Source organism: Qipengyuania psychrotolerans, assembly GCF_019711355.1.
Classification (GTDB): Bacteria; Pseudomonadota; Alphaproteobacteria; order Sphingomonadales; family Sphingomonadaceae; genus Qipengyuania; species Qipengyuania psychrotolerans.
The window spans coordinates 873,311-897,514 of sequence record NZ_CP081297.1 but is presented as its reverse complement, the minus strand read 5'-3'; the positions used below and the strand labels follow the sequence as shown (position 1 = coordinate 897,514).

23 protein-coding genes and 1 tRNA gene are annotated in these 24,204 nt (G+C 60.0%); 12 read left to right on the top strand and 12 right to left on the bottom strand.

The genetic code is table 11. From position 1 onward, the window contains the following. The first annotated feature begins 101 nt into the window (after positions 1-101). On the top strand, positions 102-884 hold the full coding sequence (locus tag K3166_RS04435) for an NAD kinase (protein ID WP_221423476.1): 783 nt from the start codon (positions 102-104) through the stop codon (positions 882-884). A 98-nt stretch (positions 885-982) separates the two neighbouring features. Next, a tRNA-Asn gene (locus K3166_RS04430) sits at positions 983-1,057 on the top strand. Positions 1,058-1,065: 8 nt separating this feature from the next. Here K3166_RS04430 and K3166_RS04425 read toward each other — a convergent pair. Next, positions 1,066-1,803, bottom strand: coding sequence for a sulfite exporter TauE/SafE family protein (locus K3166_RS04425; RefSeq protein WP_221423475.1), 738 nt, complete (start codon positions 1,801-1,803; stop codon positions 1,066-1,068). Between the two features lie 59 nt (positions 1,804-1,862). On the opposite strand from K3166_RS04425, the gene K3166_RS04420 reads away from it, so the two are divergent. Next, the gene (locus tag K3166_RS04420) at positions 1,863-2,477 is read left to right on the top strand and encodes a GNAT family N-acetyltransferase (RefSeq protein WP_221423474.1); all 615 of its coding nucleotides are present in this window, start codon (positions 1,863-1,865) and stop codon (positions 2,475-2,477) included. Between the two features lie 18 nt (positions 2,478-2,495). On the opposite strand, the gene secA is transcribed toward K3166_RS04420, so the two are convergent. Then, the gene (gene secA, locus K3166_RS04415; RefSeq protein WP_221423473.1) at positions 2,496-5,258 is read right to left on the bottom strand and encodes a preprotein translocase subunit SecA; all 2,763 of its coding nucleotides are present in this window, start codon (positions 5,256-5,258) and stop codon (positions 2,496-2,498) included. Positions 5,259-5,402: 144 nt separating this feature from the next. After that, on the bottom strand, positions 5,403-5,669 hold the full coding sequence (locus K3166_RS04410) for a hypothetical protein (RefSeq protein ID WP_221423472.1): 267 nt from the start codon (positions 5,667-5,669) through the stop codon (positions 5,403-5,405). A 108-nt stretch (positions 5,670-5,777) separates the two neighbouring features. On the opposite strand from K3166_RS04410, the gene argJ reads away from it, so the two are divergent. The 4 genes from argJ (at position 5,778) to K3166_RS04390 (ending at position 11,613) form a co-directional block, all read left to right on the top strand. Further along, a complete protein-coding gene (argJ, locus tag K3166_RS04405) occupies positions 5,778-7,004 on the top strand; it encodes a bifunctional glutamate N-acetyltransferase/amino-acid acetyltransferase ArgJ (protein WP_221423471.1) in 1,227 nt (408 codons plus the stop codon). A 29-nt stretch (positions 7,005-7,033) separates the two neighbouring features. Continuing rightward, a complete protein-coding gene (locus K3166_RS04400; RefSeq protein WP_247714776.1) occupies positions 7,034-7,798 on the top strand; it encodes an inositol monophosphatase family protein in 765 nt (254 codons plus the stop codon). A 99-nt stretch (positions 7,799-7,897) separates the two neighbouring features. Next, positions 7,898-10,084, top strand: coding sequence for an RNA degradosome polyphosphate kinase (locus K3166_RS04395; protein ID WP_221423469.1), 2,187 nt, complete (start codon positions 7,898-7,900; stop codon positions 10,082-10,084). Next, positions 10,081-11,613, top strand: a complete 1,533-nt coding sequence (locus K3166_RS04390) for a Ppx/GppA phosphatase family protein (RefSeq protein WP_221423468.1) — start codon at positions 10,081-10,083, stop codon at positions 11,611-11,613. Before K3166_RS04395 ends, K3166_RS04390 begins: the two co-directional genes overlap by 4 nt. Here the strand turns inward: K3166_RS04390 and apaG are convergent. Further along, the gene (apaG, locus tag K3166_RS04385) at positions 11,610-12,008 is read right to left on the bottom strand and encodes a Co2+/Mg2+ efflux protein ApaG (RefSeq protein WP_221423960.1); all 399 of its coding nucleotides are present in this window, start codon (positions 12,006-12,008) and stop codon (positions 11,610-11,612) included. The two genes, K3166_RS04390 and apaG, sit on opposite strands and share 4 nt — an antisense overlap. 77 nt (positions 12,009-12,085) lie before the next feature. Beyond that, positions 12,086-14,086: an alpha/beta hydrolase family protein gene (locus K3166_RS04380; protein WP_221423467.1), complete on the bottom strand. Its 2,001-nt coding sequence runs from the start codon at positions 14,084-14,086 to the stop codon at positions 12,086-12,088. A gap of 187 nt (positions 14,087-14,273) precedes the next feature. On the opposite strand from K3166_RS04380, the gene K3166_RS04375 reads away from it, so the two are divergent. Genes K3166_RS04375 through K3166_RS04365 form a run of 3 tightly spaced genes read left to right on the top strand, consistent with a single transcriptional unit; the run spans position 14,274 to position 16,436 of the window. Next, entirely contained in the window at positions 14,274-15,554 is a 1,281-nt protein-coding gene (locus K3166_RS04375) for a TadE/TadG family type IV pilus assembly protein (protein ID WP_221423466.1), read from the top strand. Between the two features lie 4 nt (positions 15,555-15,558). Continuing rightward, positions 15,559-16,038: a TadE/TadG family type IV pilus assembly protein gene (locus K3166_RS04370; protein WP_221423465.1), complete on the top strand. Its 480-nt coding sequence runs from the start codon at positions 15,559-15,561 to the stop codon at positions 16,036-16,038. After that, positions 16,038-16,436, top strand: a complete 399-nt coding sequence (locus K3166_RS04365; RefSeq protein ID WP_221423464.1) for a TadE/TadG family type IV pilus assembly protein — start codon at positions 16,038-16,040, stop codon at positions 16,434-16,436. Before K3166_RS04370 ends, K3166_RS04365 begins: the two co-directional genes overlap by 1 nt. 6 nt (positions 16,437-16,442) lie before the next feature. Here the strand turns inward: K3166_RS04365 and K3166_RS04360 are convergent, their stop codons facing one another. Genes K3166_RS04360 through K3166_RS04345 form a run of 4 tightly spaced genes read right to left on the bottom strand, consistent with a single transcriptional unit; the run spans position 16,443 to position 19,552 of the window. After that, entirely contained in the window at positions 16,443-17,054 is a 612-nt protein-coding gene (locus K3166_RS04360) for a 2-hydroxychromene-2-carboxylate isomerase (RefSeq protein WP_221423463.1), read from the bottom strand. Continuing rightward, on the bottom strand, positions 17,054-17,785 hold the full coding sequence (locus tag K3166_RS04355) for an SDR family NAD(P)-dependent oxidoreductase (RefSeq protein WP_221423462.1): 732 nt from the start codon (positions 17,783-17,785) through the stop codon (positions 17,054-17,056). The genes K3166_RS04360 and K3166_RS04355 overlap by 1 nt, the downstream gene beginning before the upstream one ends. Beyond that, positions 17,782-18,987 carry a trans-sulfuration enzyme family protein gene (locus tag K3166_RS04350; RefSeq protein ID WP_221423461.1) on the bottom strand — a complete coding sequence of 402 codons (1,206 nt, stop codon included), beginning with the start codon at positions 18,985-18,987 and terminating at the stop codon, positions 17,782-17,784. The genes K3166_RS04355 and K3166_RS04350 overlap by 4 nt, the downstream gene beginning before the upstream one ends. Positions 18,988-19,027: 40 nt before the next feature. After that, positions 19,028-19,552 carry a TetR/AcrR family transcriptional regulator gene (locus tag K3166_RS04345; RefSeq protein WP_221423460.1) on the bottom strand — a complete coding sequence of 175 codons (525 nt, stop codon included), beginning with the start codon at positions 19,550-19,552 and terminating at the stop codon, positions 19,028-19,030. An 85-nt stretch (positions 19,553-19,637) separates the two neighbouring features. On the opposite strand from K3166_RS04345, the gene K3166_RS04340 reads away from it, so the two are divergent. Together K3166_RS04340 and K3166_RS04335 are read left to right on the top strand one after the other, a co-directional pair. Further along, a complete protein-coding gene (locus K3166_RS04340; RefSeq protein WP_221423459.1) occupies positions 19,638-20,024 on the top strand; it encodes a hypothetical protein in 387 nt (128 codons plus the stop codon). A 43-nt stretch (positions 20,025-20,067) separates the two neighbouring features. Beyond that, on the top strand, positions 20,068-21,339 hold the full coding sequence (locus tag K3166_RS04335; protein ID WP_221423458.1) for a phospholipid carrier-dependent glycosyltransferase: 1,272 nt from the start codon (positions 20,068-20,070) through the stop codon (positions 21,337-21,339). A gap of 4 nt (positions 21,340-21,343) precedes the next feature. Here K3166_RS04335 and K3166_RS04330 read toward each other — a convergent pair whose 3' ends face one another. From K3166_RS04330 to recO, 3 genes are read right to left on the bottom strand one after another with little or no spacing between them, the layout of a single operon-like run. Continuing rightward, positions 21,344-22,477, bottom strand: coding sequence for a glycosyltransferase (locus K3166_RS04330; RefSeq protein WP_221423457.1), 1,134 nt, complete (start codon positions 22,475-22,477; stop codon positions 21,344-21,346). A 31-nt stretch (positions 22,478-22,508) separates the two neighbouring features. Continuing rightward, complete coding sequence (gene leuB, locus K3166_RS04325) at positions 22,509-23,576, bottom strand: 3-isopropylmalate dehydrogenase (RefSeq protein WP_221423456.1); 1,068 nt, start codon at positions 23,574-23,576, stop codon at positions 22,509-22,511. Further along, positions 23,573-24,172 (bottom strand): DNA repair protein RecO, encoded by a 600-nt coding sequence (gene recO, locus K3166_RS04320; protein ID WP_221423959.1) that lies wholly within the window; start codon positions 24,170-24,172, stop codon positions 23,573-23,575. Before recO ends, leuB begins: the two co-directional genes overlap by 4 nt. Between the last annotated feature and the right edge of the window lie 32 nt (positions 24,173-24,204).

Genomic DNA, 24,204 nt, shown 5'->3' with positions numbered 1-24,204 from the left:
AATATGCCACTTTTTCTGCATTTGTTGCCAAATGGGACGTCGAGCAATACTGGTTCGCAGCAAGGTCACGCCAATTGGGCGGACGCAGGACGGGACAGGCAATGGGCGAATTTAGCCGACTGGCACTGCTGGTCTCGGATTCCGAACGGGCTCACCAAGCCGCGGAGGAGGTCTTTCGCCCCCTGGCCGACTGGGTGCCGCTGGAAGAAGCAGACGCTGCGGTCGTCTTGGGCGGCGATGGCTTTATGCTGCAAAGCCTGCATTCCATGCTCGATGCGGACCGGATCATTCCGGCCTACGGCGTGAATTTGGGCACCGTAGGCTTCCTGATGAACCGCAATCGCCAGCCCGAAAAGCTGCTTGCGCGCATTGCCCGCGCCAAGGAACTCCACATCAGCCCGCTGACGATGGAAGCGGTAACGCAGGACGGCCACACGCAAAGATTCTGCGCGATCAATGAAGTGTCGTTGCTGCGTGAAACCCGGCAGACAGCCAAGATCGAAGTATCGGTCGACAACAAGGTCCGGATCAAGGAACTGGTCTGCGATGGTGTCCTGCTGTCGACCCCTGCCGGATCGACGGCCTACAATTTGTCTGCGGACGGGCCGATCCTTCCGCTGGATTCGCAGCTGTTCGCGCTCACCCCGATTTCCGCCTTCCGCCCGCGCCGGTGGAAGGGAGCCATCCTACCGGACCGCAGCTGTGTGACCTTCCGTGTCCTCGAATCCGAAAAACGTCCGGTCGCAGTCGTTGCCGATCAACGCGAACTGAGAGACGTGGCAGAGGTTAGGCTGGAAATCGCCCGCGACAAGGCGCTCACCCTCCTGTTCGACCCGGGCCACACCCTGGATGAGCGCATTGTCGCGGAGCAATTCCAGGTCTGAATTTAGCCGATCGCGCTCACCTGCCCGATTTTTTGCAAAACCCTGCTTGCCAAAGCGAAATGCCGCCCATATAGGCGCACCCCTGCCGTACCGGCTGCTCCCCGATAGCTCAGCGGTAGAGTAGGTGACTGTTAATCACTTGGTCGTTGGTTCGAATCCAACTCGGGGAGCCACTTTTCTTTTACATTCCGGTAAGTAGGCGCGCGCCCACCCACGCGGTGAGTGCCGCCGTGCCCCAGCGTATCCAGCGCTGCGGCAGGTATTTAAGTGCCAGCAGGCTGCCGATCTGTCCGGCGATCGCTACGCAAACCAGCAACGGCAGGCCGATCTCGATCGCCGCGGCGAAGCGCCCTTCTCCTCCCTTGAGGATCTGGCCCGCAAGGCCGAACAGCGAATTGACGAGAATGAACAGGCTCGCCGTCGCCGCAATCGCTCGCGCTGAATTCCAGCGCACGAGATGGAGCAACGGGGCCAGGAAGATGCCTCCGCCAATGCCGACTATCCCGGCGAGGAATCCCAGCGGAGCAGCCACGAACGGCGCGAATTTCGCGAGGCGCGAAGGTTCACCCCCCTCGCCGCGCACGGGCAGGAGCATGGTGAGCGCTGTCAGCACCAAAGCCCCACCGAGCAGCAGCAGGAAGGTGCTTTCTCCGACAGGTGTCAGGCCGCCGAGAAATGCAGCCGGCGCAGCAATGGCTGTCAGCGTGAACGCTCCGCGCCAAGGTGTGACCCCGGCACGGCCAAATCGAACGGTACTTCCCGCGACAACGACGATGTTGCACGCCAACGCGATCAGCGGGAGGATGCGGTAATCCACTCCGGACAGGGCCAGCAAGGCATTGTAAGTTGAACCGCCGCCAAAACCGACACTCGCATAAAGCAGCGCCGTGATGAAGAAAGCGATCAGGAGCGCAGCCATGCCACAACCTAGACCGTGCATCGCGGCGCTACTAGTCTAACCAGCAGGGGGAACTGAAAATGCGAGCGGAAGATGTCGAGCTTGGGAGCGAACTCACTCCTTCGCGGCAGGAAGAGTGGCGGACCTTCGGCGATATTACTGCGGATGCCTTCCGCAACGATCCCTTCAATCTGTGGCTGTTTCGCAAGTTTGCCGGGATCAAGGCCCTGTTCCGTCACCAAGCCCGCCGGATATATCTCCCGCGCGGCTTCGCGTACCGTCTGGGGGACGAAGGGGCCTGCATGTGGGCGATGCCCGGCACCGATACGCAGTTCACCTTCGCCGATTACGCGATATTTGCCGTGCCAACATTGCTGACCTGCGGACCCGGTGCAGTCTCGCGCGCAATCGCGACGGGCGAAGCGATGGAACAGGCACACCCCAACTTCCCGCACGCTTACCTCTTCAGCATCGGAGTGCGGCAAGCAAGTCAGGGCAAGGGAATGGGGCGCAAGCTGATCCAGCCAGTGCTAAATGCGTGCGACCGCGCCAATATGCCTGCCTATCTTGAGAATTCGAACCCGGCCAATGCCGGCTTCTACGCCAGCTGCGGGTTCGAGCAGACTGGCGAAATCAAGCCGACCGATGACGCGCCGCCGTTGATACCGATGGTACGCCAGCCCCGCCGCCTCTGACAGCGGGGCTGAGCTAAATCAGGCCTTGGCGCTGACCGAGCCGTGGCAGTGCTTGTATTTACTGCCTGAACCGCACGGACACGGCGCATTACGGCTGATTTCCATGCCGGCAAACGGGTTTTCGCCCGCACCCGCCCCGCCCGGACTAGCGGCCGCGCGGGGGCTACCCGCGAGCGATCCGAAAAGTTCTGCTCGCTCCGCCGAACCGTCACCGTCGTCGGAATTATCGATGCCGGTAAGTGGATCGATATGGCCGGTCAGGAAGTCCGGCAGTTCCGGAAGTTCGACTTTGGGCAGCGGAGCGGGTTCTGCCAATTCGATACGCAGCAGCTTGGCGGTCACGTCCACGCGCAGACCTTCGAGCATGCGTTCGAACAAGGCGAATGCCTCCTGCTTGTATTCGTTGATCGGCTGCTTCTGCGCATGGGCGCGGAGCCATACCACCTGACGCAACGCATCGAGGGTGGAGAGGTGTTCCTTCCACTGGTGGTCGAGTTCCTGCAGCAGCAGGCTCTTCTCGATACGGCGCCATAGGCCAGCGTCAGCCTTGGCGATCTTCTGCTCCATACGGGCGTCGGCCTCGGCGACGATCCGTTCTTCGATCAGTTCAGGCTCGATCTGGTCTTCCTGCAGCCATTCCTCATAGGGGAACGTCATGCCGAAGGTTTCGTCGAGGCGCGTCTTCAGTCCTTCGATGTCCCATTGTTCGGGGTAGGATCCCGGCGGGCAATGTTCGGAGACGATGGCATTGATGGCGTCATGGCGCATATCGACGACCACATCGTCCACGGCCTCGCTATCCATGATTTCCGAGCGCTGTTCGTAGATGACCTTGCGCTGGTCGTTCATCACGTCATCGTATTGGACGACCTGTTTGCGGATTTCGTAGTTGCGCGCCTCGACCTTCTTCTGGGCGGTCTCGATGGCTTTTGACAGCCACTTGGAGCCGATGGCTTCACCGTCTTCCAGGTTCGAGTTCATCATGCGTGAGAACAGCGTGTCGGGGCCGAAGATGCGGAGAAGATCGTCTTCGAGACAGAGGTAGAAGCGCGACAGGCCCGGGTCACCCTGACGGCCGGCGCGGCCGCGCAGCTGGTTATCGATCCGGCGGCTTTCGTGGCGCTCGGTACCAAGTACGAACAGGCCGCCAGATTCGAGCACTTTCTTGCGCTCTTCGGCGACCTCTTCCTTGATCCTGGCGATAGCAGCGTCACGCTCTGGCCCTTCGGGCATCTCGGCGAGTTCTTCTTCGACGCGGAATTCGACGTTGCCGCCCAACTGGATGTCAGTACCCCGGCCCGCCATGTTTGTGGCGATGGTGACTGCACCGGGACGGCCTGCCTGCGCCACGATGTGCGCTTCACGCTCGTGCTGGCGCGCGTTGAGCACTTCGTGGACAACGCCTTCCTTTTCGAGGAACTGGCTCAAGAGTTCCGACTTTTCGATCGAGACCGTACCGACCAGCACCGGCTGGCCGTTGTCGTGCTTCTCCTTGATCGCCTTGGCGATGGCGGCAAACTTGTCGAGCGTGTTCTTGTAGAATTCATCGTCTTCGTCGATGCGTTCGACGGGAACATTGGTCGGGATCTCGACCACGTTCATCTTGTAGATGTCCCAGAATTCTGCCGCTTCCGTGGCCGCTGTACCGGTCATGCCGGACAATTTGGGATACATGCGGAAATAGTTCTGGAAAGTGATCGAGGCCAGCGTCTGGTTCTCCGGCTCGATCTTCACGCCTTCCTTGGCTTCGACTGCCTGATGCAGACCGTTGGACCAGCGGCGTCCGTCCATCATGCGCCCGGTAAACTCATCGATGATGACGACTTTTTCGTCCTTCACGATGTAGTCCGTATCCTTCTTGAACATGATGTTGGCCTTGAGAGCCTGGTCAAGATGATGGACGACCTGCGTGTTCTCGACATCGTAGAGGTTGTCGGTCTCGAGGAGGCCGGCTTGCTTCAGCTTTTCCTCGATCGCGTCAGTGCCCTCTTCAGTCCAAGTGATGTTCTTGGTTTTCTCGTCGGCATCATACCATTCCGCGTCGAGATCCTTCACGATCGCGTCGATCGAGGCATAAAGGTCCGACTTGTCTTCGGTCGGACCGGAAATGATCAGCGGGGTCCGCGCTTCGTCGATGAGGATGGAATCGACTTCGTCGATTACCGCGAAATTGAACGGACGCTGCACCATCTGGCCGCGCTCGTGCTTCATGTTGTCACGCAGGTAATCGAAACCGAATTCGTTGTTCGTACCGTAAGTGATGTCGGCGCCATAGGCATCGCGGCGTTCCATCTCGCTCAGGTTCGGCACGATCACGCCAATGGTCAGGCCCAGGAACTGGTGGAGACGCCCCATCCACTCGGCATCGCGGCTGGCGAGGTAATCGTTGACGGTGATTACGTGGACACCCTTGCCCTCGATAGCGTTGAGATAGGTTGCCAGTGTCGCAACCAGCGTCTTGCCTTCGCCGGTGCGCATTTCGGCGATCTCGCCGCGATGGAGGACAACGCCCCCGACCATCTGCACATCGAAATGCCGCATCCCGAGAACCCGGACCGACGCTTCGCGTACGGTGGCAAATGCTTCGGGCAGGATATCGTCCAGAGTGCTGCCATCCTGGAGCATGGCGCGAAACTTGTCAGTCTGCGCCCTCAGTTCATCATCCGAAAGGTCCTTAATTTGCGGCTCCAGCGCATTGACTTCATTGACGATTTTGCCGATCGACTTGACGTAACGATCGTTGGATGAGCCGAAAAGCGACTTGGCGACAGTCTTGAACATGATGGGTTGATTGCCTCGAATACGAGTAAACAGGGGAGCCTGTCTGGATAGACTCTAGGCGTGCATTGAAGAACGCCGATGTATGGAAAAATGCCCGCGCACAACGATGGTGCCGGGCAGGAAACTGGTTATTTCAGACGGGCGCTATTCGAAAGCGCGGTCTGGACCGAACATGACGGTGGGGATGTAGATCGTGACCGGCTGCTGTTTCTTGCAGGGGGTCATCTTGTCCGTGCGGGACTTCTGCTTGCGCTGCTTGTCTTCACAAGCGTTCTGCGCGTCCTTCGCATCGTCGGGATCGGCACGCTGTTCCACACCGATGCGGACATTGTTGTCATACGCCTGCGCAGGCACGCCAACGGCCGTAAGGCCAGTCAGGAGTGCAAGGAAGGCAAGGACTTGTCTAAGCATCTGGCCAGTTAGGTAGCGCAACTCGAGAATAGTTTAAAGTCATGCTGCCAAATTTTCTTCCACTGTGGGCATATTGCACAGCAAGACTGCGCGCTATAGCGGGAAACCATGGACATTGCCCCTTCACCGCTTGCCCGCCCGTTTCCGGAAATGCCCCCCATCGACGGCGCAATCTTGCGCGTCGCACGGGCGCACTACAAAACATGGGACCGCGCCGACCTCACCTATGCCGAACTGGCACCGGGTACTACGGTGGCCGGAGTTTTCACGACTAGCGCCTGCGCATCCAGCGAAGTCGAACTGGGCCGCGAGCAGGTCAAACTGGGCAGTGCCAGGGCGTTGATCGTCAATGCAGGCAATTCCAATGCCTTCACCGGCTTCCGAGGGCGCGAAGCGGTCGAGCAAATCATGGCACAGGTGGCCACCGCGCTTGGCTGCGAGCCTAGCGAAGTGCTCGTCTCTTCGACCGGGGTTATCGGAGTGCCCCTCCCCAAGGACAAGGCACGCGACGGCGTAGCTGCCGTTCTGGAAGCACAGCCTTGCAGCTGGGATGAAGCGGCCAGCGCCATTGGCACGACGGATACTTTCACCAAGGGCGCTCATGCAGCGGCGATGCTGGGCGACAAGCGCGCCGAGCTATGCGGGTTCATCAAGGGCAGCGGCATGATCGCACCCGATATGGCGACCATGCTGGGATACATCTTCACCGATGCAGCAGTCGAAGCCGCATTCCTGCAGGAAATGCTGGCCAAGGCGAATGCACAGACGTTCTCCTGTATCACTGTGGATGGCGACACTTCGACCAGCGATACCGTCCTAGCATTCGCAACAGGCAAGGCTGGCAATCCTCCGATTGCCTCATGGGACGATGCGGGTGCGGATGCCTTTTATGCCGCACTCCTCGCGGTCTGCCGCGAACTTGCGCAGCTTGTCGTGCGGGACGGCGAAGGCGCACAGAAGTTTATCGAGATCGCGGTTACGGGTGCCGACAACAACGCCAGCGCACAGCGCGTTGGCATGTCGATTGCCAATTCTCCCCTGGTCAAAACGGCGATCGCTGGCGGTGATGCGAATTGGGGCCGCGTGGTCATGGCGGTGGGCAAGGCAGGCGAGCCAGCAGACCGGGACAAGCTTTCTATCGGATTTGGCGGGGTCTGGGCAGCCAGGGACGGTCAGCCTCTGGCAGATTATGACGAGGCACCGGTCGCGCGCCATCTCGAGGGGCAGGAGATCCGCATCGATGTCGATCTGGGCATTGGCGATGGCCGCGCCACGGTATGGACCTGCGATCTCACGCATGGCTACATCTCGATCAACGCGGATTACCGGTCTTGAACGCACTCGACGCGGAAATACTGGCGCTGATGCAGCGTGTTAGCCAGCAGGTTATCCTGCCGCGCTATCGCAATCTTGCCAGCGGAGAGATCATCGAGAAAGCGCACGATGACCTGGTAACGATTGCCGACCGAGAGGCCGAGGACATGCTGGCCGAAGGCTTGGCCCGGATCGATTCCTCGCTCGCCATGGTCGGAGAAGAAGCGGCCCATAGTGATGAGGCTGTCCTCGATCATCTTTCCGGCGATTGCTGGATTATCGACCCCATCGACGGCACGCACAATTTCGCTCATGCGAAGCCGCCCTTCGGCATCCTGCTCGCCCAGGCCAGCGGCGGTTTGGCGCAGTCCGGGTGGATATATGACTGCCTTTCCGGCCGCTTCTGCAGCGCGCACCGTTCCGGCGGAGCGTTCGTAAATGGCGAGCGCATCGCCGCAAAGACTACGGGTGAGCCGTTACCTGTTGCTGCGATTTCGCTGATCTTCCTCGACCCGGAGCGGCGAAAATCAGTCGAACGGCATATTTCGACCCATTACCGGACCGTGGACATTCCGCGCTGCGCAGCCGAGCAATATCCGCGCCTTGTGCTGGGGCAGAACGATGTGTCCTTTTTCGAACGCACATTGGCTTGGGATCACGCCGCAGGGGCACTGTTCCTGCAAGAAGCCGGCGGCAGGATTGCGCGCCCGGACGGGTCCGAATACCGGGTGGACGAACATGGCCGTACCGGCCTGCTCGGTGCCGCCAGCCCCGACCTCTGGGATGATTTGGCGCGGCTCTACGCCCAATTGTAACAATTGCCCTGCATCCTCCGCTTTCGGAAATGCACACAATGGCTTTCCAATATTCTGCACGCCCCCTACTTTGGGGGTGAAGCCAACAAAGGATACTGAGTGACCTTAGGCAATTCTCCGAGTTCCGGTGACGACACCGAAACTGGCGATTCCCATCCCGGTGCACCGGTGGAGCCGCTGGCGTTGGAGGACCGCTACACCAACCGCGAATTGTCCTGGCTAAGCTTCAACCGGCGCGTTTTGGCGGAGAGTGAGAACGAACGTTATCCGCTGCTGGAGCGGCTGCGCTTTCTGTCGATTTCGGCCAGCAATCTCGATGAATTCACTACTGTTCGCATTGCCGGCCTCGAAGGACAGGTCCAGCGCGGCATCGAGACGCCCGGCATTGACGGGCTCAGCCCGCGCCAGCAGCTGGACGCCATTCGCGAACAAGTTCTCAAGCTCGAAGACAGGCAGCAAGACAGTCTTGAAAACCTGTGCAAACTGCTGATCGAGGAAGGCATCGAAATCTCGCCTGTCGGCAATCTGGAAAAGTCCGACCAGGCCTGGCTGGAAGAGTATTTCAAAACGGATATTCTCCCGCTTATCACCCCTCAGGCAATCGATCCGTCCCACCCTTTCCCCTTCGTCGCCAGCGGCGGAATGGGCCTGCTATTCCGCCTCAAACGCGCCAAGCGCAAGGGCGAGCTGGTCGAGATGGTATTGATCCCCAGCGGCGCTCCGCGCTTCGTCCGCCTGCCGGGCGACAAGGCGATATACGTGCCGATCGAGCAGTTGATCACTCAGTTTGCGAGCACACTGTTCCCGGGCTTCAAAATCCTGGGCGACGGAATTTTTCGCGTCCTGCGCGACAGCGACATCGAAGTGGAGGACGAGGCTGAAGATCTGGTGCGTTACTTCCGCACCGCAATCCAGCGCCGCCGCCGGGGCCGCGCCGTGATGCTCGAACTTGATGACGAATGCGACGCGTCGGCAGAAGCGCTGCTGCGCGAACAGTTCGATGTCGATGCGGCAATGATCGTGAAAACCGGCGGGATGCTGGGACTTCATGACCTCGATGCTATCTGCGAAGAACCGCGACCTGATCTCAAGTTTTCGCCATTCTCGCCGCGCTACCCCGAACGCATTCTTGCACATGACGGAGATTGCTTCTCCGCCATCCGCGAGAAGGATATCGTCATCCAGCACCCCTACGAAAGTTTCGAGGTGGTGGTCGATTTCCTGCACCAGGCAGCGATCGATCCGCACGTCGTCTCGATCAAGCAGACCCTTTATCGCGCGGGCGACCAGTCACCTGTGATCGCCGCCCTGGTCGAGGCTGCGCAGAACGGCAAAGCGGTTACTGCAGTCGTGGAATTGAAAGCCCGCTTCGATGAAGAGCGCAACATCCGTTGGGCCAACGAGCTTGAACGTGCCGGTGTGCAGGTCATCTACGGTTTCACGGAGTGGAAAACCCACGCGAAAGTCAGCCTCGTCGTGAGGCGGGAAGAAGACGGATACCGGACCTATTGCCACTTCGGGACAGGCAATTACCACCCGGTCAACGCGCGGATATACACCGACCTGAGCTACTTCACCGCCAATGCCGCGCTCGGGCGCGACGCGGCAAAGATGTTCAACTTCATCACCGGCTATATCGAACCCGGCCATCTGGAAAAGATCGCAATCTCGCCCGTAGGAATGCGCGAGCGGTTATACGATTTGATTGATGCAGAGATCGCAAATGCCAAGGCTGGCGAACCTTCCGGTATCTGGGTGAAAATGAACTCCGTCACCAATCGCGCGATGATCGACAAGCTTTACGAAGCCAGCCAGGCGGGGGTCGAAGTGAGGATGGTCGTCCGCGGTATATGCTCCCTGCGTCCCGGCGTGCCCGGCCTCAGCGAGAACATCAGCGTCAAATCGGTCATCGGCCGGTTTCTGGAGCATGGCCGCATGTGGGCCTTTGCCAACGGCAAGACCCTTCCGAGCAGGCAGGCCAAGGTTTTCCTTACCAGTGCCGACGCGATGAGCCGCAACCTCGACCGGCGCGTCGAAGTGCTGGTTCCGGTCACCAACAAGACAGTGCACGACCAGCTACTCGGACAGGTGATGCTCGCCAATATCCTCGACACAGAACAAAGCTGGCGGCTTGGTGCGGATGGTCAGTACGAACGAATGCGCAAGGGTGAAGACGGCTTCAATTGCCACGAATACTTCATGTCCAATCCATCGCTGTCGGGCCGCGGTTCGGCCCTGGAAACGCATGACGTGCCGCGTCTGACATTAGCCGGAGCGAAGGAATGACTTCAGCAAAAGGCCGCAGCGCTAAATGGCAACGCCGCCTGATCCATCCGCCGCGGGCAGTCATCGACATTGGCTCGAACACGGTCCGGCTGGTCATTTACGAAGGCACCGCCAGAGCGCCGGAAACCGTCTGGAACGAAAAAGTCGCCGCGCGGCTGGGCCGTGACCTCTCCGAGACCGGACGCATTCCTGAGGAGGCTATGGAAGAGGCCTTGGCCGCTCTCGCGCGCTATGCGGTAATTATCCAGGACCGCGGCATCGATAATGTGCAGACGGTTGCAACCGCTGCCGCACGCGACGCCGAGAACGGTCAGGAATTCCTCGACAAGGTTGCCAGGCTAGGTCTTTCGCCGCGATTACTTTCCGGCGAAGAAGAAGCCTGCGCCTCTGCCTTTGGCGCCATCGGCGCATTCCCCGGCGCACGAGGAATGATTGCAGACCTTGGTGGCGGTTCGCTCGAACTTGTTTCGATTGGCGATGGTGATTGCCAGGATGCCGTCAGCTTGCCGTTCGGCACACTGCGCCTTCCGGCACAGCGCGCCGCCAAGGGCAAATTTTCAAGCATGGTTCACGAAGCCTTGTCGGGTGCCGGATGGGCTTCAGGACACGGCGGCCCGCTTTACATGATTGGCGGCACATGGCGCGCGCTGGCCCACTACGCGATGGGCGATAGCGATTACCCGCTAACCGATCCGCATGGCTTCAGCCTGTCGGTAGAAGAAGCACGGCAACTGGCTGGAAAGCTGGTGGACACAAAGCCGGAAGACCTCATGGGGATTTCGGGCATCAGCGAAATGCGCGCAGGCTATTTGCCCGATGCTGCGGCGCTGTTGCAGGCACTGCTGGACGAACTTACGCCGCAATGCCTTGTTTTCTCGAGCTGGGGTATCCGCGAGGGATTGCTGTTCTCTCAACTTCCCGACCTCACGCGCTCACTCGACCCATTGCTGGCCGGGGTGCATGCTTTCGCAGAACCGCGCGATGCACCGGTGGTCGATGCGACACGGATTGTCGGCTGGACCGTCGATCTGGCGAATGGTCAGGGCAAGCGAAACGAACGCCTCCGCCTTGCCGCTGCTCAGCTGGCCCTTGCGCTCCAACGCGTAGAGCCCAACCTGCGGGTCAATCATGCGACGGAATGGGCGCTCGACAAGCGGTGGATCGATTGTGATGCTCGCGACCGCGCGATGCTGTGCGCGGCACTTTTCGGCAGCCTGGGCCGAACCGCCCTGCCCGCGAAACTTCGGGTTCTGGCAAGTGATGATGATCTGCGCGAAGGGATAACCTGGGGCCTTGGGTTCCGGCTTGCCCGAAGGCTCGGGGCCGGTGCCCGCATCGCGCTCGCATCGAGCAGGCTGCGCCTGAAGAAAAAGTCGCTAGTCCTGTATCTGGACGAAGCCCGGTCAGCCCTGGCAACATTGCCGCTGACGAACGATCTGGACTTGCTGGCCCAATGGCTGGAACGCAAACCGAAGATCAAGATCGGCGAATTCAAATTCGAGAACGACTTCGACGAAGACGAAGATTAGTTCGCGGTTGCGGGTGCTGCCAGCGGGAAGAAGGGAATACGAACCTCGAAGGGCGAGCCATCTTCGCGGTGGAAAGTATAAAATCCCTCCATCGAACCGAAAGGCGTTTCGAGCGGGCAACCCGACACATAGTCATGGCTTGCGCCCGGCGCGAGTAGTGGCTGTTCGCCAACCACACCTTCACCGTCCACATGAGCGACTGTGCCGCGCGCGTCGGTAATCCGCCAATGGCGTGTCTTGAGCTGAACGCTTTCGTGCGAGCCGTTTTCAAGCCGGATGTGATAGACCCAGAACCACTTGTCAGCCTCTGGCTGGGACTGTTCTGGCAGAAAATTCACGGCGACCCGGACGGTGATACCGTCGGTCGTGGCTGCGTGCTGAAATAGCTCCTTGATCACAGCTTATAAAGTAGGAATTCAGCCGTCCACGACAAGCCCTGTGATGCCAGAAATGGACGGTTATCCTCCGATTTTCACTCCGCGAAGGGAGGATTGTGCTTCTCGAGAAAAGCAACCAGCGCCTCGAGGAACTTCAATTCTTCCTCCTCCTTGAGCAGGTTGTGATTATCGTCGAGTTCGAGAGTTTCGATCGCGGCGCCGGTTTTCACGGCTTCGCTCACAAGGTCTTCGAACTGCGAAATCGGGACGCGCCGATCACTCGTGCCGTGCGCTACGAACAGCGGACGCTGGAGCCGGCTGATCTGGTCAGTCACCGAAATGGTGGAAAGGTCAAATTCCTCGTCACCGGTGATCCGCGGCACCCACTCCTTGTAATCCCGCCTGCCCATGAGATGGCGACCGAAGTATTCCCGGTCGTATTTGAGCAAGTCTTCCCAGTCGGTAACCCCGGCGAAGCTCGCTCCGCAGCGCCACCGCTCGGGATTGCGGATCACGCCCCACATCGACGCGTAACCGCCATAGCTCGCCCCATAGAGGCAAATGCGTGACGGATCCGCATAACCCTCGCCCACAGCCCAATCCATTGCATCACCGAGGTCATCCTGCATGGCTCGGCCGATCTGCCCGTCTCCAAGCTGCTCGAAAGCATCGCCATATCCGCCGGAACCGCGGTAGTTTGGCCGAAGCACGGCATATCCGCGGCTCGCGAGTAGCTGGGTCCAGTCGTCATAGACCATCGTGTCCCTGATCCCGTAGGGACCGCCATGAGGCATGATGATCATTGGCAAATTCCGCGGCTCGCGCCCTTGGGGTAGAGTAAGGAATGCGCGAAAGCTTGCCCCATCGCGAGCACGAATGCTGTGCGCGCTCGTCTCGGAGAGCTGGGTTTCGTCGATCTGCGGACGCAGATTGGCAAACAGATCAAGCCGCCCCTCGGCAGGCGTGAACACATAAAGCGCCCCGGGGTCGGACGAGCCGTTTTGAACAACCAGCATCCGATCCGTCCCAGACCGGTCGATTATTTCGATACGGCTACCGGGAAGTGCGGCTTCGAGCGCCTTCTGCCAGCGGTTCATTGCAGGGTCGAACCACTCGGTCCGCGGTTCGTCATCGGTAAAGGTCACACCCAACGGGCCAACCCCGGGCTTCATCATGACCCTATCGAGTCCCCAGCGCGGATTTTCCCAGACAATCCTGCCGAGCTGGCCGGTAGGATAATCGATTTCCCGCAAGATTGTCCGGCCATCTCCGGAATCAACCATCGCGTATCCGCTGTCACGGCCGGCGTAGATACCCATAACGTCCCACGCATCACGCCCTGCTTCATCATCGTTCTTGAGTTTCGTGACCCGTTCGAATTTCGATGAGGCGTCAGGACGATAGAATATCTTCACCGAACCACCGGTCGTGAAGCTCATCCCAAGGCGCACGACGCCCTGATCGTCGGCCCACCATTCATCGACGTCCTTCTGGGATTTAAGGATTCTCTCCGCGCCATCTTCACCGCTGCCGTCCAGCGGGAAGCGCCAAACCTCCGGATTTCGGAATGCGCGCTTGCTCACGGACAGAATGACATGTCTGCCAGCCGGATCGACGTGGAGGATGTCGTCCCCCTCCAGGCCTTGCCGGTCAAAGCCGATATATCGCGCTTCTTGAGTTTCAATGTCGTAGACCATCAGCCGCGAAATCGGCAGGAAAAGAAACCCGGCGGCGTGGGATCTTATCGAAATCAGAACCCGGTTGTCGCCAGCCCAGCGGAACCAGCGAAATTCATTGCCCGTGCCAAGGTCCACGGCAGCGAGCTGGTCCCGGCTATCGGAGTTATGAATCGACAGGACCAGTTTTTCGCCCTGCCAACTGATGAAAGCGAACCGTGAACCGTTTTCCGACAGGCGGGCCGAAGACAATTGGCTCTTCCCTGCGAAAGCGGAAATCGGAATATCCCGCGGAGAGGATACGCTCGACCTTTCGACATCGGCTTCCGGAGAACCACTGGGTTCTTGCGCGGAAAGCGAAACCGCAGTCGCCGCCAATAAAAGTGCCGCAAGTGAAATGAAACGCAAGTGCAACCTCATGAAATCCTTGCGATCTACTCTATTGGACTTTCAGTAAATCACAAGCGAACGCCTCAGAAATCCGTGAATTGGTAACTCCCGCACTACCCAGCATGGTTAAGATGGGTTTACCGCGGTTCGCGACGAACTCTTAGTTACATCTCGAATAATCCCTCAGCATCGAGAACCGCATAGACCGAGGGGCACGATGATGCGTAAGCGTATCGGGACATTTCTGGAGCGTCTCAGGAAAGATACCGGGGGCAATATCCTGCTGATGGCAGGGGCCGGGATCACCGTACTGGTCGGTGCGGCCGGCATCAGCGTGGACACGGTGCAGTGGTATCTGTGGAAGCGGCAAATGCAGCAAGCCGTCGATACCGGCGCAGTCGCCGGGGCCATGGCGATGACCTTCGGGCGCGATCACAATGGTGCGGTCACCAGTGAGGTTGGCCGCACAGCCAACACCACACATACGATCGAGACCGTCAACACGCCGCCTACCAGCGGAGCATGGTCCGGCGATGCCGGCGCCATCGAAGTCATCGCGACCACCAGCCAGGCGCTGCCCTTCTCGTCGGTATTCCTCAGCACTCCGCCAACCATTCGTACCCGTGCAGTGGCGACCGCCGTTGCGGTCGGCAACCCATGTGTTCGCGCACTGGCGGTGGACGGCACCGGCGTCGACGTATTCGGCGGCGCACAGGTCAATCTGGGCTGCCCTGTGTCTTCAAATTCACCGGGAGGCGTGTCGGTAGATCTTGGCGGCTCCAGCTATCTCAACACCGATCTGATCATGAGTGTGGGCGGCATCGACTACAGCGGCGGCAATGTACCCAGCGATGCCGCCCTGGTTTCGTACGGATTGCCAGTCGAAGATCCTCTCGCGAGCCGGTCGCTCGATTGGTCGCACATGACCTGTTCGCTCAACAACATGAATATCACACCGAGCCAGACAGTGGAGCTGGATCCATGCGTTTATCGCAACGGGTTGCGTATTCAGGGCGATGTTACGCTGAACGGCGGGCTCTACGTCATTCATGGCGGGACCCTCACCATCAACTCGAACGCCCGCATCCGCCTTGCAGGGACGGGCGGCGTAACCTTCATCCTGACAGGCAATACGCCCACAACCGTGGCCACGTTGTCCATAAATGGCGGCGCGGACATCGACATCCGGGCCCCCACCGCTGCCGAGGCGGCGAGCGCACCGGCCCATAATTTCGGGAGCATCCTGTTCTATCAGGATCCCATCGCATCGGACCTCAACAACACCATCAACGGCGGGTCCGACATCAACCTCCAGGGCGCGATTTACTTCCCGACCAACGACCTCGTCTACAATGGCGATTCCACGCAAACCGCCCAATGTCTCCTCATTGTTACCCAGCGCGTGCGCTTCGGCGGCACCAACAACATCGATAACAATTGCGATCCGGATCTGACCACGATCAATTCATCCGCGTTCACGATCCGGGTGGTGGAGTAAGACCATGCTGTATCACTTCCTGCGCAAACTCTATCGCGACTGCTCAGGCGTTGCCTTTGTCGAATTGGCCTTGGCGGCTCCGCTGATGGCGCTGATCTTCCTTGGGATGGTAGACCTTTCGGTGATTGTCTCGACACGGATCGATCTTGAGCAGGCGGCCCAGCGCACCACCGATTATGCCTTGGCCAAGCGGCCCACCAGCACAGATGTGAGCTACCTCGTGACCGAAGCTGCCACTGCCAGCGGCCGTCCGGCCAGCGACATCCGCGTGGATCTCATTCTTGAATGCGACGGCACGCCAATTGGCACATTCAATTCGTCATGCACTGCCGGCCAGGTCCAGAAACGCTTCGTCAGCGTCGAAATCGACCAGGCCGTTTCCACCGGGTTCAACTGGCGCGGAATGGCCGCGATGTTCGATGGCAACACCATCCCTTACGCCCCCACCACCGTGACCGGTGACAGCATCGTGAGGCTCCAGTGATGAAACTGCTACGTCAGCTACGCCGGGACGACACCGGATCTTTCGCCATCGAGTTCGCGATCGCACTGCCTGTGTTGATTGCGATGATGATCGGTATTCTCAATTTCGGCCTGGTCCTAAACGCCAACGGTTCGATGCGTAACGCAATGGGCGAAGGGCTGCGCTTGGCGAAGGTCGATCCGACCGCGACCGACGCCAGTGTGATCGCGGCGACGCGCTCGGCGCTGGTCGGAGTTGACCCGAATGCGGTCCAGGTTCTGACCTTCGCCCGGGGCACGTCGAACAATACCGAAACTGGCGCGATGACCATGTCGATCACGCTTCGGCCGATCATTCCCTTTGCGGAAATTCCGCCGATTGTGCTGACGGAAACCAAGCAGATTTACCTGCCGAGCTGAGACTGATCAGGGCTTGCCGCCGGCCAAATATTCTTCGATCTGGCCGAGCCGTTCCTTCCCGAACCACATTTCATCGCCAACGAAGAATGTGGGGATGCCAAAAGCACCGCGTTCAACCGCGTGCTCGGTATTATCTGCCAGCAGCTGCTTCACGTCGGGGTCCTGGGTCGCTGCCAGAAGGCGTTCTGCATCGAAGCCTGCATCTTCCAGCACGCTGCGCACTGCATCGGCGTCGCTGCAATCGATATTGCGTTCCCAGACCGCGGGCTGGAGCGCGTCGACCAGGGCCTGCATTTCGGCCTGGTTTTCAGCTGCGCACAGTATCCGTTGCAGCATGATGGAATTGAAGGGCAGCGCCGGATGGATCTTGAAACGGTCCATTTCGTGCCGGTCGAGAAATCGCTGAAATTCCAGCGCCGCGTAAGGCACCTTTCCCTTCACATCGGCGTCGCGCATCATGGGCGGCGAATTGCCCGTCATCTTGTGCATCCCGCCAAGGAACACGGGTGTTACAACCAGTTCTGCACCAGTTTTCGCCGCGATTTCCTTGAGTGGATACCACGCGAGATACCCATTGGGCGCAGCGAGATCCAGGATGAATTCAACCGTTTTGGTCATCAGAATTGCTCCTTCCAGGGCCGCAAATCCAGTTCATGCGTCCAGGCATCGCGCGGCTGCTTCCACAAACGAACATACTCCTCGGCGATATGGGCGGGCGTCAGCAAGCGATCATCGTCAAGCCGCTCTTGCCAATCGGGATAGAGCCCGCGGATGAATTCTCCATCGACCGCTCCGTCCAGCACGATATGGCCGACGTGGATTCCCTGTGGTCCCAACTCTCTTGCCATCGACTGGGCCAGCGCTCGCAGCGCATGCTTGGCTCCGGAAAAGGCGGAGAATCCCGCAGCGCCGCGCATGCTGGCAGTTGCCCCGGTAAACAGGATTGTCCCGCGGCCGCGCGGGACCATGTGCCGGGCAGCTTCCCTGCCTGCCAGAAAGCCTGAGAAGGCGGCCATCTCCCAGACCTTGCGGTAAACCTGCGCAGTCGTTTCGCGGATGCCAAAACGGACGTTGGCGCCGATGTTGAAAACCACGAGTTCCAGCGGCCCGACCTCACGCTCGACCTGCTGGAAGAGGTCAACGGTGTCTGCTTCTTCCCTCGCATCGACACCGAAACCGCGTGCTTTGCCACCTGCCTCTTCAATCTCGGCGACAAGTGACGCCAGCTTGTCTTCATGGCGCGGACGGCGGGTGACGCAAGCGGTAAGCCCTTCTCTGGCAAAGGCCTTGGCAATGGCCCCGCCGAGGCCGTCGCCAGCGCCGATGACAAGGGCGGCCCCGCTACTCAAAGGCCAGCCGCACCCAGCGCCACTTCGAGGTCTTCTTTCACGTCTTCGATATCTTCCAGTCCCACGTTGATCCGCAACAATCCTTCGGTCACGCCCATCGCGTCGCGGTCTTCCTGGCTCATCCCTGCGTGAGTGGTACTGGCGGGGTGGCACATGAGGCTGCGCGCATCGCCAATATTGTTCGAGATATCGACCAGTTCGAGCGCATCAAGAATGGCAAATGCCGTCTCCCGCTTCCCAACGTCGAACGCAAATATCGGACCGGTAGCAGTCATCTGGCTTACGGCGAGTTCGTGACGCGGGTGGCTGGGCAGGCCCGGGTGCAGCATGCGCGGCACCCGCGCCTCGATCGCCTTGCCCAGTTCGACAGCATTTTCGCTTTGACGGCGCGCCCTGAGGTCCAGCGTTTCCAGCCCCTTGAGCACGACCCACGCGTTGAACGGCGCGATATTCGGACCGGTATTGCGCTGGAACGGGAGGAGGACTTCCTCAATCCATTCCTGGGAACCGCAAACGGCACCGGCCAGTACGCGGCCTTGCCCGTCCATCAGTTTTGTCGCGCTATAGGCGACCACATCTGCGCCGAAATCCATCGGCTTCTGGAGGGCGCTGGTGGCAAACGCATTGTCCACCACTGTAGTAATACCGTGCGCTTTGGCCACACTGCAGACATGGGCCAGATCCACCACGTCGAGGGTGGGATTGGCAGGGGTTTCAAAGAAGAACACCTTGGTATTGGGGCGGATTGCCGCTTCCCATGCGTCATCATCAGCACTGTCGACTACCGTGGTTTCGATTCCAAAGCGCGGCAACAGGTGATCGAGCAACCAGCGGCACGATCCGAATGCTGCACGTGCGCCCACCACGTGATCGCCGGCAGACACCTGGCACAAAAGCGCCGTGGTCATGGCCGCCATTCCGCTGGCCTGTGCGCGGCAAGCCTCTGCGCCTTCCATCAGCGCGATGCGCTCTTCGAGCATGGCCACGGTTGGATTTTGCAATCGCGAATAGGTCATGCCCTGCGCCTCGCCCGCGAAGCGGTCGGCCACGGTCTGGGCGTTGTCGTAGGTGTATCCAGAAGTGAGGAACAGCGCCTCGCTGGTTTCCCCATGCTCGCTGCGCCATGTGCCGCCGCGAACAGCCTGCGTGGCTGGGCGCCATTTCGATGTGATTGAACGGTCGGTTCCGGAAGTCTTCTTCATGGCGCCCGGGATAGCACGCGCTGGCGCGGCGGCAAGCGTGTCACCCTTCGAGGGCGGCAAGCGCAGCTTCAGCAATATCCTGCCGGCCAACTGCGCCGAGCATTTGCGATCCTTCAATCAGCGTCAAAAGTAGCCGCGCCCCGCCCTTGGGATCGGGATCCTGCGCGGGCATATTCTGCTCCAGCCAGTCCAGCAGCTGTCCCATCGTCGCAGCAGCACTGCTGCGAAACGTGTCATTGCCTGCCGCTGCGGCTGCGACAATATCCCACCAGAGCCGAAAGAACGGTTGGAGTTCGGGCGAGGACGTCACCTGGAGGATGCGGGCAACCGTCGTCTTGCGGTCGGACGCGGGTTCACTGGGAAGCGCGCTGTCCAGAACGGCGGAAAAGAGATTCGCAAGATATTCGAGGAGCGCGTCGACCACACCCTCGCGATTGCCGAAATGATAGATCAGCATCCGGTCGCTGGTCCCGGCTGCCTTCGCCAGTGGACGCAGGCTGACCCCGGTGATGCCGTTCTCCAGAACGTAGGCGGCCATGGCGGGCAGCAGGGTTTCACGGCTCAATCGCTGTTTTGACATTCCGTCCTTGTAGCGGGTGCTACATAAGCCTACAAGTGTAGCACTCGCTACACCCGAATCGGAGCAGGCAATGTCACCTTTTGAAATTCTCGCTGCAAGCGGTGCCGCTGCCGCAATGGTGGTCATCATCTATATCGCGGTCAGCCACGGGCGGATCGGCAGCGCCGGTTTGGCCGCAGCGCTATCGGGAGCCTTCGCTGCCTTTACCGTGGTCACGATTGCGACCGAGGGTGTAATTCCCGTTTGGCTCAACCACACCCAGAACCTGTGGGGCGTGCAGGTCTGGTGGGACCTGCTTATTTCGGTCGGTGTGGCTTTGTTCTTCGTGGTGCCCCGCGCACGCGATCAGGGAATGAATGTCATTCCGTGGATCGTCTTGGTAGGCACGACTGCCAGCATCGGCCTGCTTGCAATGGTCGCCCGCCTGTTCTGGCTGGAGCAGCGCGCCGAAGCCTAATCGCGCTTGCGGCGCGTGCCCGGCTTTCGTAAGCCTGCCCGCGATGATCCGCACCCCCGAGCAGCCCCGCGATCCGTTGGCCTGGTGCGCCGCCTTTGCGCTCGCATTCTGGCTATTGCTGGTGTGGAACCTTGCCGTCCCATCGGCGCCTTATTTCGACGAGGTCCATTACATTCCAGCCGCCCGGGAATTGCTGGCGCTGGAACGTTATTCTAACCGCGAACACCCGCTTTTCGGGAAAGAGATGATTGCGCTTGGGATCGCGATCTTCGGCGATAATCCCTGGGGCTGGCGCATCTTCCCGTCACTGGCAGGTGCTACTGCATTGTTCGCAATCATGCGTGCAGTCTGGTTCGGAACGCTGAGCCGATTTGCAGTCATTGCCGCCGGTATCCTGATTGCCACGGGTTTCCCGCTCTTCGTCCATTCGCGCATCGCGATGCTCGACATCTTCATGGTCGCAGCGCTCGCGGTCGCATTCTGGCAATTGGCTGCAGCCATGCGAGAACCTGAAGAAGGGCGCTGGCGGCTCGCGCTAACCGGTATTGCACTGGGACTGGCAATGGCCAGCAAGTGGAATGCCATTCCGATAGCGGCTGTGCCAGGTCTGGGCTTCCTTGTGCTGCGATGGTCTGCCGGACGGCGACGGCTGTTTCTATCGCGCCGAGGTTCGCCGGTGCCCGGCATCACCCTGCTGGAAGCTTCTGTCTGGCTCGGGATCGTCCCCCTCGTTGTCTATGCCGTGACATTCTGGCCCGGCTACTGGTTCGAAAATTACCACATTTCACAAGGTATTGCTGCCCACCACCGGTTGATGTTCGAGCTTCAGACACAGGTTCTGAAAAGTCATCCTTACGAATCCACGTGGCCGGAATGGGTGCTGAACCTGCGCGCCATCTGGTATCTCTACGAGAACGTCGACGGCGCGCAGCGAGGCGTCATGCTGATCGGCAATCCGCTGACCATGTTGCTTGGCCTGCCTGCACTGCTGTGGTGCGCAACTCGCGGAGTGGCCCAGCGTGCCCCGGTGCACACGGCAGTCGTGATCCTCTACGCCGCGAGCCTGGGGCTGTGGCTGTTCGCCGCCAAATCGACGCAGTTCTATTATCATTATTTTCTGCCAAGTACGTTCCTGCTGGTGGCACTTGCTCTTACACTCGATGACGTCTGGAAGGCGGGCTGGCGCAAGATGGCGGCGGGCACCCTGGTCGCCAGCACGCTGATCTTTGCATTCTATTACAAGATCCTGGCCGCAGAACCGCTTGCCCGGCCAGACAGTTTCGCGGCCTGGACGTGGCTGGAAGGGTGGCGGTAGACGGTTAGAACCGGCCCCATACGAAACGGCTCGACAGCGCGTAATTCCATACCGAACCGATTGCGATGCCTACCAGCGCCGCGAGCATTTCATACAGGCCGCGCTCGTGGAGCATAGTCGCCACCGCGACATTGGCGAATGCCCCGATCGAACAAGCGGCGATGAAACTCGCCCACCCCCAGAATACCTTGCCTGCGGTTTTCAGGCGGCGATCGCGGTAAGTCAGGAAATTATTCAGCCAGAAGTTGAACGTCATCGCGCCAAAGGTCGCCGCCGTTTGACCCCATGTGAAACTGGCGCCAACGAAAACTAGCAATGCATACAGGATGGCCATGTGGACCAGCACGCCCAGCGCCCCGACCGTGCCGAACAGTGCAAAGCGGGTCGGAATGACACGGCCGAAGCTCTTGTCATAAAGTCCCGCAAGAAAATCGAGAGCAATAGCGCGGTCGAGCTTGCTTTCCCCCGACCGGCGCGCGCCGAATTGCATTGGAAAGTCCTTAACCTTCAGCGGTGTGTCCGAAGTGGCCAGAAGGTCGAGCAGGATCTTGAACCCGATACCCGAAAGGCCGGGAACAAGGCGCATGGCCGTTCGCGTGGGCAGCAGGAAGTAACCGCTCATGGGGTCGGACAATTCCACGCCGGTAAGTTTGCGTGCCAGGGCATTAGCCGCCCCGGAAAGCCGTTCGCGATCTGGCCTGTCCCACTCCTGGGTGCTGGCGCCTTCGGCAAAACGGCTGGCTACAGCGACCTCGGCCTCGCCCGTTTTCACGCTCAGGAGCATCGGGATCAGCAAATTCGGATCATGCTGGTGATCGGCATCCATGACCGCGCAATACGGTGCGGCGGTTGCACAGAAACCTTCGATCGCAGCACTGGACAGACCGCGGCGCCCGATTCTCTGGATTACACGCACCCGGTTGTCGTTCTTCGCCAGCCGGCGCGCTTCTTCTGCGGTGCCGTCTGACGAATTGTCATCCACCACCAGAACTTCCCAGCCCACACCTGTCAGCGCGCTTTCGATACGCTCGACCAAGGGGGCCAGATTGTCACGCTCGTTCAGCGTCGGAAGGATAATCGCCAGTTCCAGCGGCAGGTTAGCCGCCTCATCGCGGCGTGTTGGATTGGCCGGGGTCATGCAAGTTTCATCCCCGACAAACCGCAAAACCTCAAGCGATGCTTTTCAGGTTCCCGATCACCGCATCGCCGATTTCCTGGGTAGTTGCAGTTCCGCCAAGGTCTGCACCGCGAATGTCGCCGGTCAGCGTATTAGCCACGGCGCGTTCGATCTGGCCCGCTTCCGTCTCGCGTCCCAGCGAATGCCGCAGCAGCATTGCGAGTGAAAGGATCGCGGCAACCGGGTTTGCCTTGCCCTGCCCGGCGATATCGGGAGCGCTTCCGTGGATAGGCTCGTAAAGACCGAAAGTGCCGAGGTCGGTCTGCCGTTCTCCCAGGCTGGCACTGGCCAGCAATCCGATTGAGCCGACGCATGCGCTTGCCTGGTCGGACAGGATATCACCGAACAGATTGCCGGTCAGGATCACATCGAATTGGCCGGGGCTGCGCACAAGCTGCATTGCGGCATTGTCGACGTACATATGGTCGAGTTCGACGTCAGGGTATTGATCAGCGATTTGGACCACCACTTCGCGCCACACGCGGCTGGTCTCCAGTACATTGGCCTTGTCCACACTGGTCAGTTTCTTGCGGCGCTTTCGAGCGGCGCGAAATGCCGTGTGGGCGATCCGCTCCACCTCGGCCTCGTTATAGGACATCGCATCCCAGCCTTCGCGCCCGCCAGCACTTTCGCGCTCGCCCTTTTCGCCGAAATAGACATCGCCGTTGAGTTCGCGGACCACCAGCAGGTCGATCCCGCGGGCGAGTTCGGGTTTGAGCGGAGACAGGTCTTCAAGACCAGGGAAACCAGCTGCGGGCCGCAGGTTTGCGAACAGTCCAAGCTCGCTCCTCAGGCCAAGGATCGCCTGCTCGGGCCGGTGCTGCCTCGGTAGACTGTCGCATTCAGGATCGCCGACAGCACCAAACAGGACAGCATCGGCCGCTCGTGCCATGTCCAGTGTTTCCGACGGCAATGGGTGGCCGTGACGCTTGTAAGCGATGCCGCCAACATCGCCTTCGAACAGGGTGAGCTGCGGCAGGCTGAGCGCGTCCAGCACCTTGAGCGATTCGCGCGTGACTTCCGGACCAATCCCGTCTCCGGGCAATACCGCAATTTTCATCCGTCAATCCGTCCCAACCGCTGCCTCAATACAGTCCTAGCGGCTAGAACGTCAGCGCGTGTGTCGGCAAGCAGATAGCGTGCAATTTGGGGCTCCAGGCGGTCGAGAATTTCCAGAGCTTGCCCAAGCCCCGCTATCTCCGGCTTTTCGCCGCCATACCCAAGCTCACGCAGCAAAAGGCTTTCATAGCTCGCCAATGCAGGCGCCCAGCCGCGCGCGGACGGTGCGTTGCAGACTGCATCGAGCAAGGCAGACAGGGCATTGTAGAGGCTGGGATAGGGGTTGCGTTCGGGAAGCACGCTGGCGGTCAAAGCGCAGACCCATGAAATGGCGGATGCGGGCAGAGGTTCGGACAGCCACGGTCCCCGGCTTTGAGAAAGCTCCAGCCGCGCGAAGGGCAATTGGCTGTCCGATTTGGCGCGGATCTCGGCCTCGACCAGATTGCCCGGTATGACGACCGGGCGAAGCTGGCGCCCCCTGCCCCCTGCAACATAGCCAGCGACGACGCCGCTTTCTTCAGTGAACAGGCGTGCAATCACCGCCGTCTCGCCGTGTGGGCGAGCCGATATCAGGATTGCTGGAGCGCGCAGGTGCATCATTGCCCCCTACCCGAAGGCGGGGGTGAGCG

Excerpts from the sequence above, each read along its gene's own strand:
- K3166_RS04435 (WP_221423476.1), top strand. The coding sequence starts at position 102 with ATGGGCGAATTTAGCCGACTGGCACTGCTGGTCTCGGATTCCGAACGG.
- K3166_RS04425 (WP_221423475.1), bottom strand. The coding sequence starts at position 1,803 with ATGGCTGCGCTCCTGATCGCTTTCTTCATCACGGCGCTGCTTTATGCG.
- K3166_RS04420 (WP_221423474.1), top strand. The coding sequence starts at position 1,863 with ATGCGAGCGGAAGATGTCGAGCTTGGGAGCGAACTCACTCCTTCGCGG.
- secA (WP_221423473.1), bottom strand. The coding sequence starts at position 5,258 with ATGTTCAAGACTGTCGCCAAGTCGCTTTTCGGCTCATCCAACGATCGT.
- K3166_RS04410 (WP_221423472.1), bottom strand. The coding sequence starts at position 5,669 with ATGCTTAGACAAGTCCTTGCCTTCCTTGCACTCCTGACTGGCCTTACG.
- argJ (WP_221423471.1), top strand. The coding sequence starts at position 5,778 with ATGGACATTGCCCCTTCACCGCTTGCCCGCCCGTTTCCGGAAATGCCC.
- K3166_RS04400 (WP_247714776.1), top strand. The coding sequence starts at position 7,034 with ATGCAGCGTGTTAGCCAGCAGGTTATCCTGCCGCGCTATCGCAATCTT.
- K3166_RS04390 (WP_221423468.1), top strand. The coding sequence starts at position 10,081 with ATGACTTCAGCAAAAGGCCGCAGCGCTAAATGGCAACGCCGCCTGATC.
- K3166_RS04380 (WP_221423467.1), bottom strand. The coding sequence starts at position 14,086 with ATGAGGTTGCACTTGCGTTTCATTTCACTTGCGGCACTTTTATTGGCG.
- K3166_RS04375 (WP_221423466.1), top strand. The coding sequence starts at position 14,274 with ATGATGCGTAAGCGTATCGGGACATTTCTGGAGCGTCTCAGGAAAGAT.
- K3166_RS04370 (WP_221423465.1), top strand. The coding sequence starts at position 15,559 with ATGCTGTATCACTTCCTGCGCAAACTCTATCGCGACTGCTCAGGCGTT.
- K3166_RS04365 (WP_221423464.1), top strand. The coding sequence starts at position 16,038 with ATGAAACTGCTACGTCAGCTACGCCGGGACGACACCGGATCTTTCGCC.
- K3166_RS04360 (WP_221423463.1), bottom strand. The coding sequence starts at position 17,054 with ATGACCAAAACGGTTGAATTCATCCTGGATCTCGCTGCGCCCAATGGG.
- K3166_RS04350 (WP_221423461.1), bottom strand. The coding sequence starts at position 18,987 with ATGAAGAAGACTTCCGGAACCGACCGTTCAATCACATCGAAATGGCGC.
- K3166_RS04340 (WP_221423459.1), top strand. The coding sequence starts at position 19,638 with ATGTCACCTTTTGAAATTCTCGCTGCAAGCGGTGCCGCTGCCGCAATG.
- K3166_RS04335 (WP_221423458.1), top strand. The coding sequence starts at position 20,068 with ATGATCCGCACCCCCGAGCAGCCCCGCGATCCGTTGGCCTGGTGCGCC.
- K3166_RS04330 (WP_221423457.1), bottom strand. The coding sequence starts at position 22,477 with ATGACCCCGGCCAATCCAACACGCCGCGATGAGGCGGCTAACCTGCCG.
- leuB (WP_221423456.1), bottom strand. The coding sequence starts at position 23,576 with ATGAAAATTGCGGTATTGCCCGGAGACGGGATTGGTCCGGAAGTCACG.
- recO (WP_221423959.1), bottom strand. The coding sequence starts at position 24,172 with ATGCACCTGCGCGCTCCAGCAATCCTGATATCGGCTCGCCCACACGGC.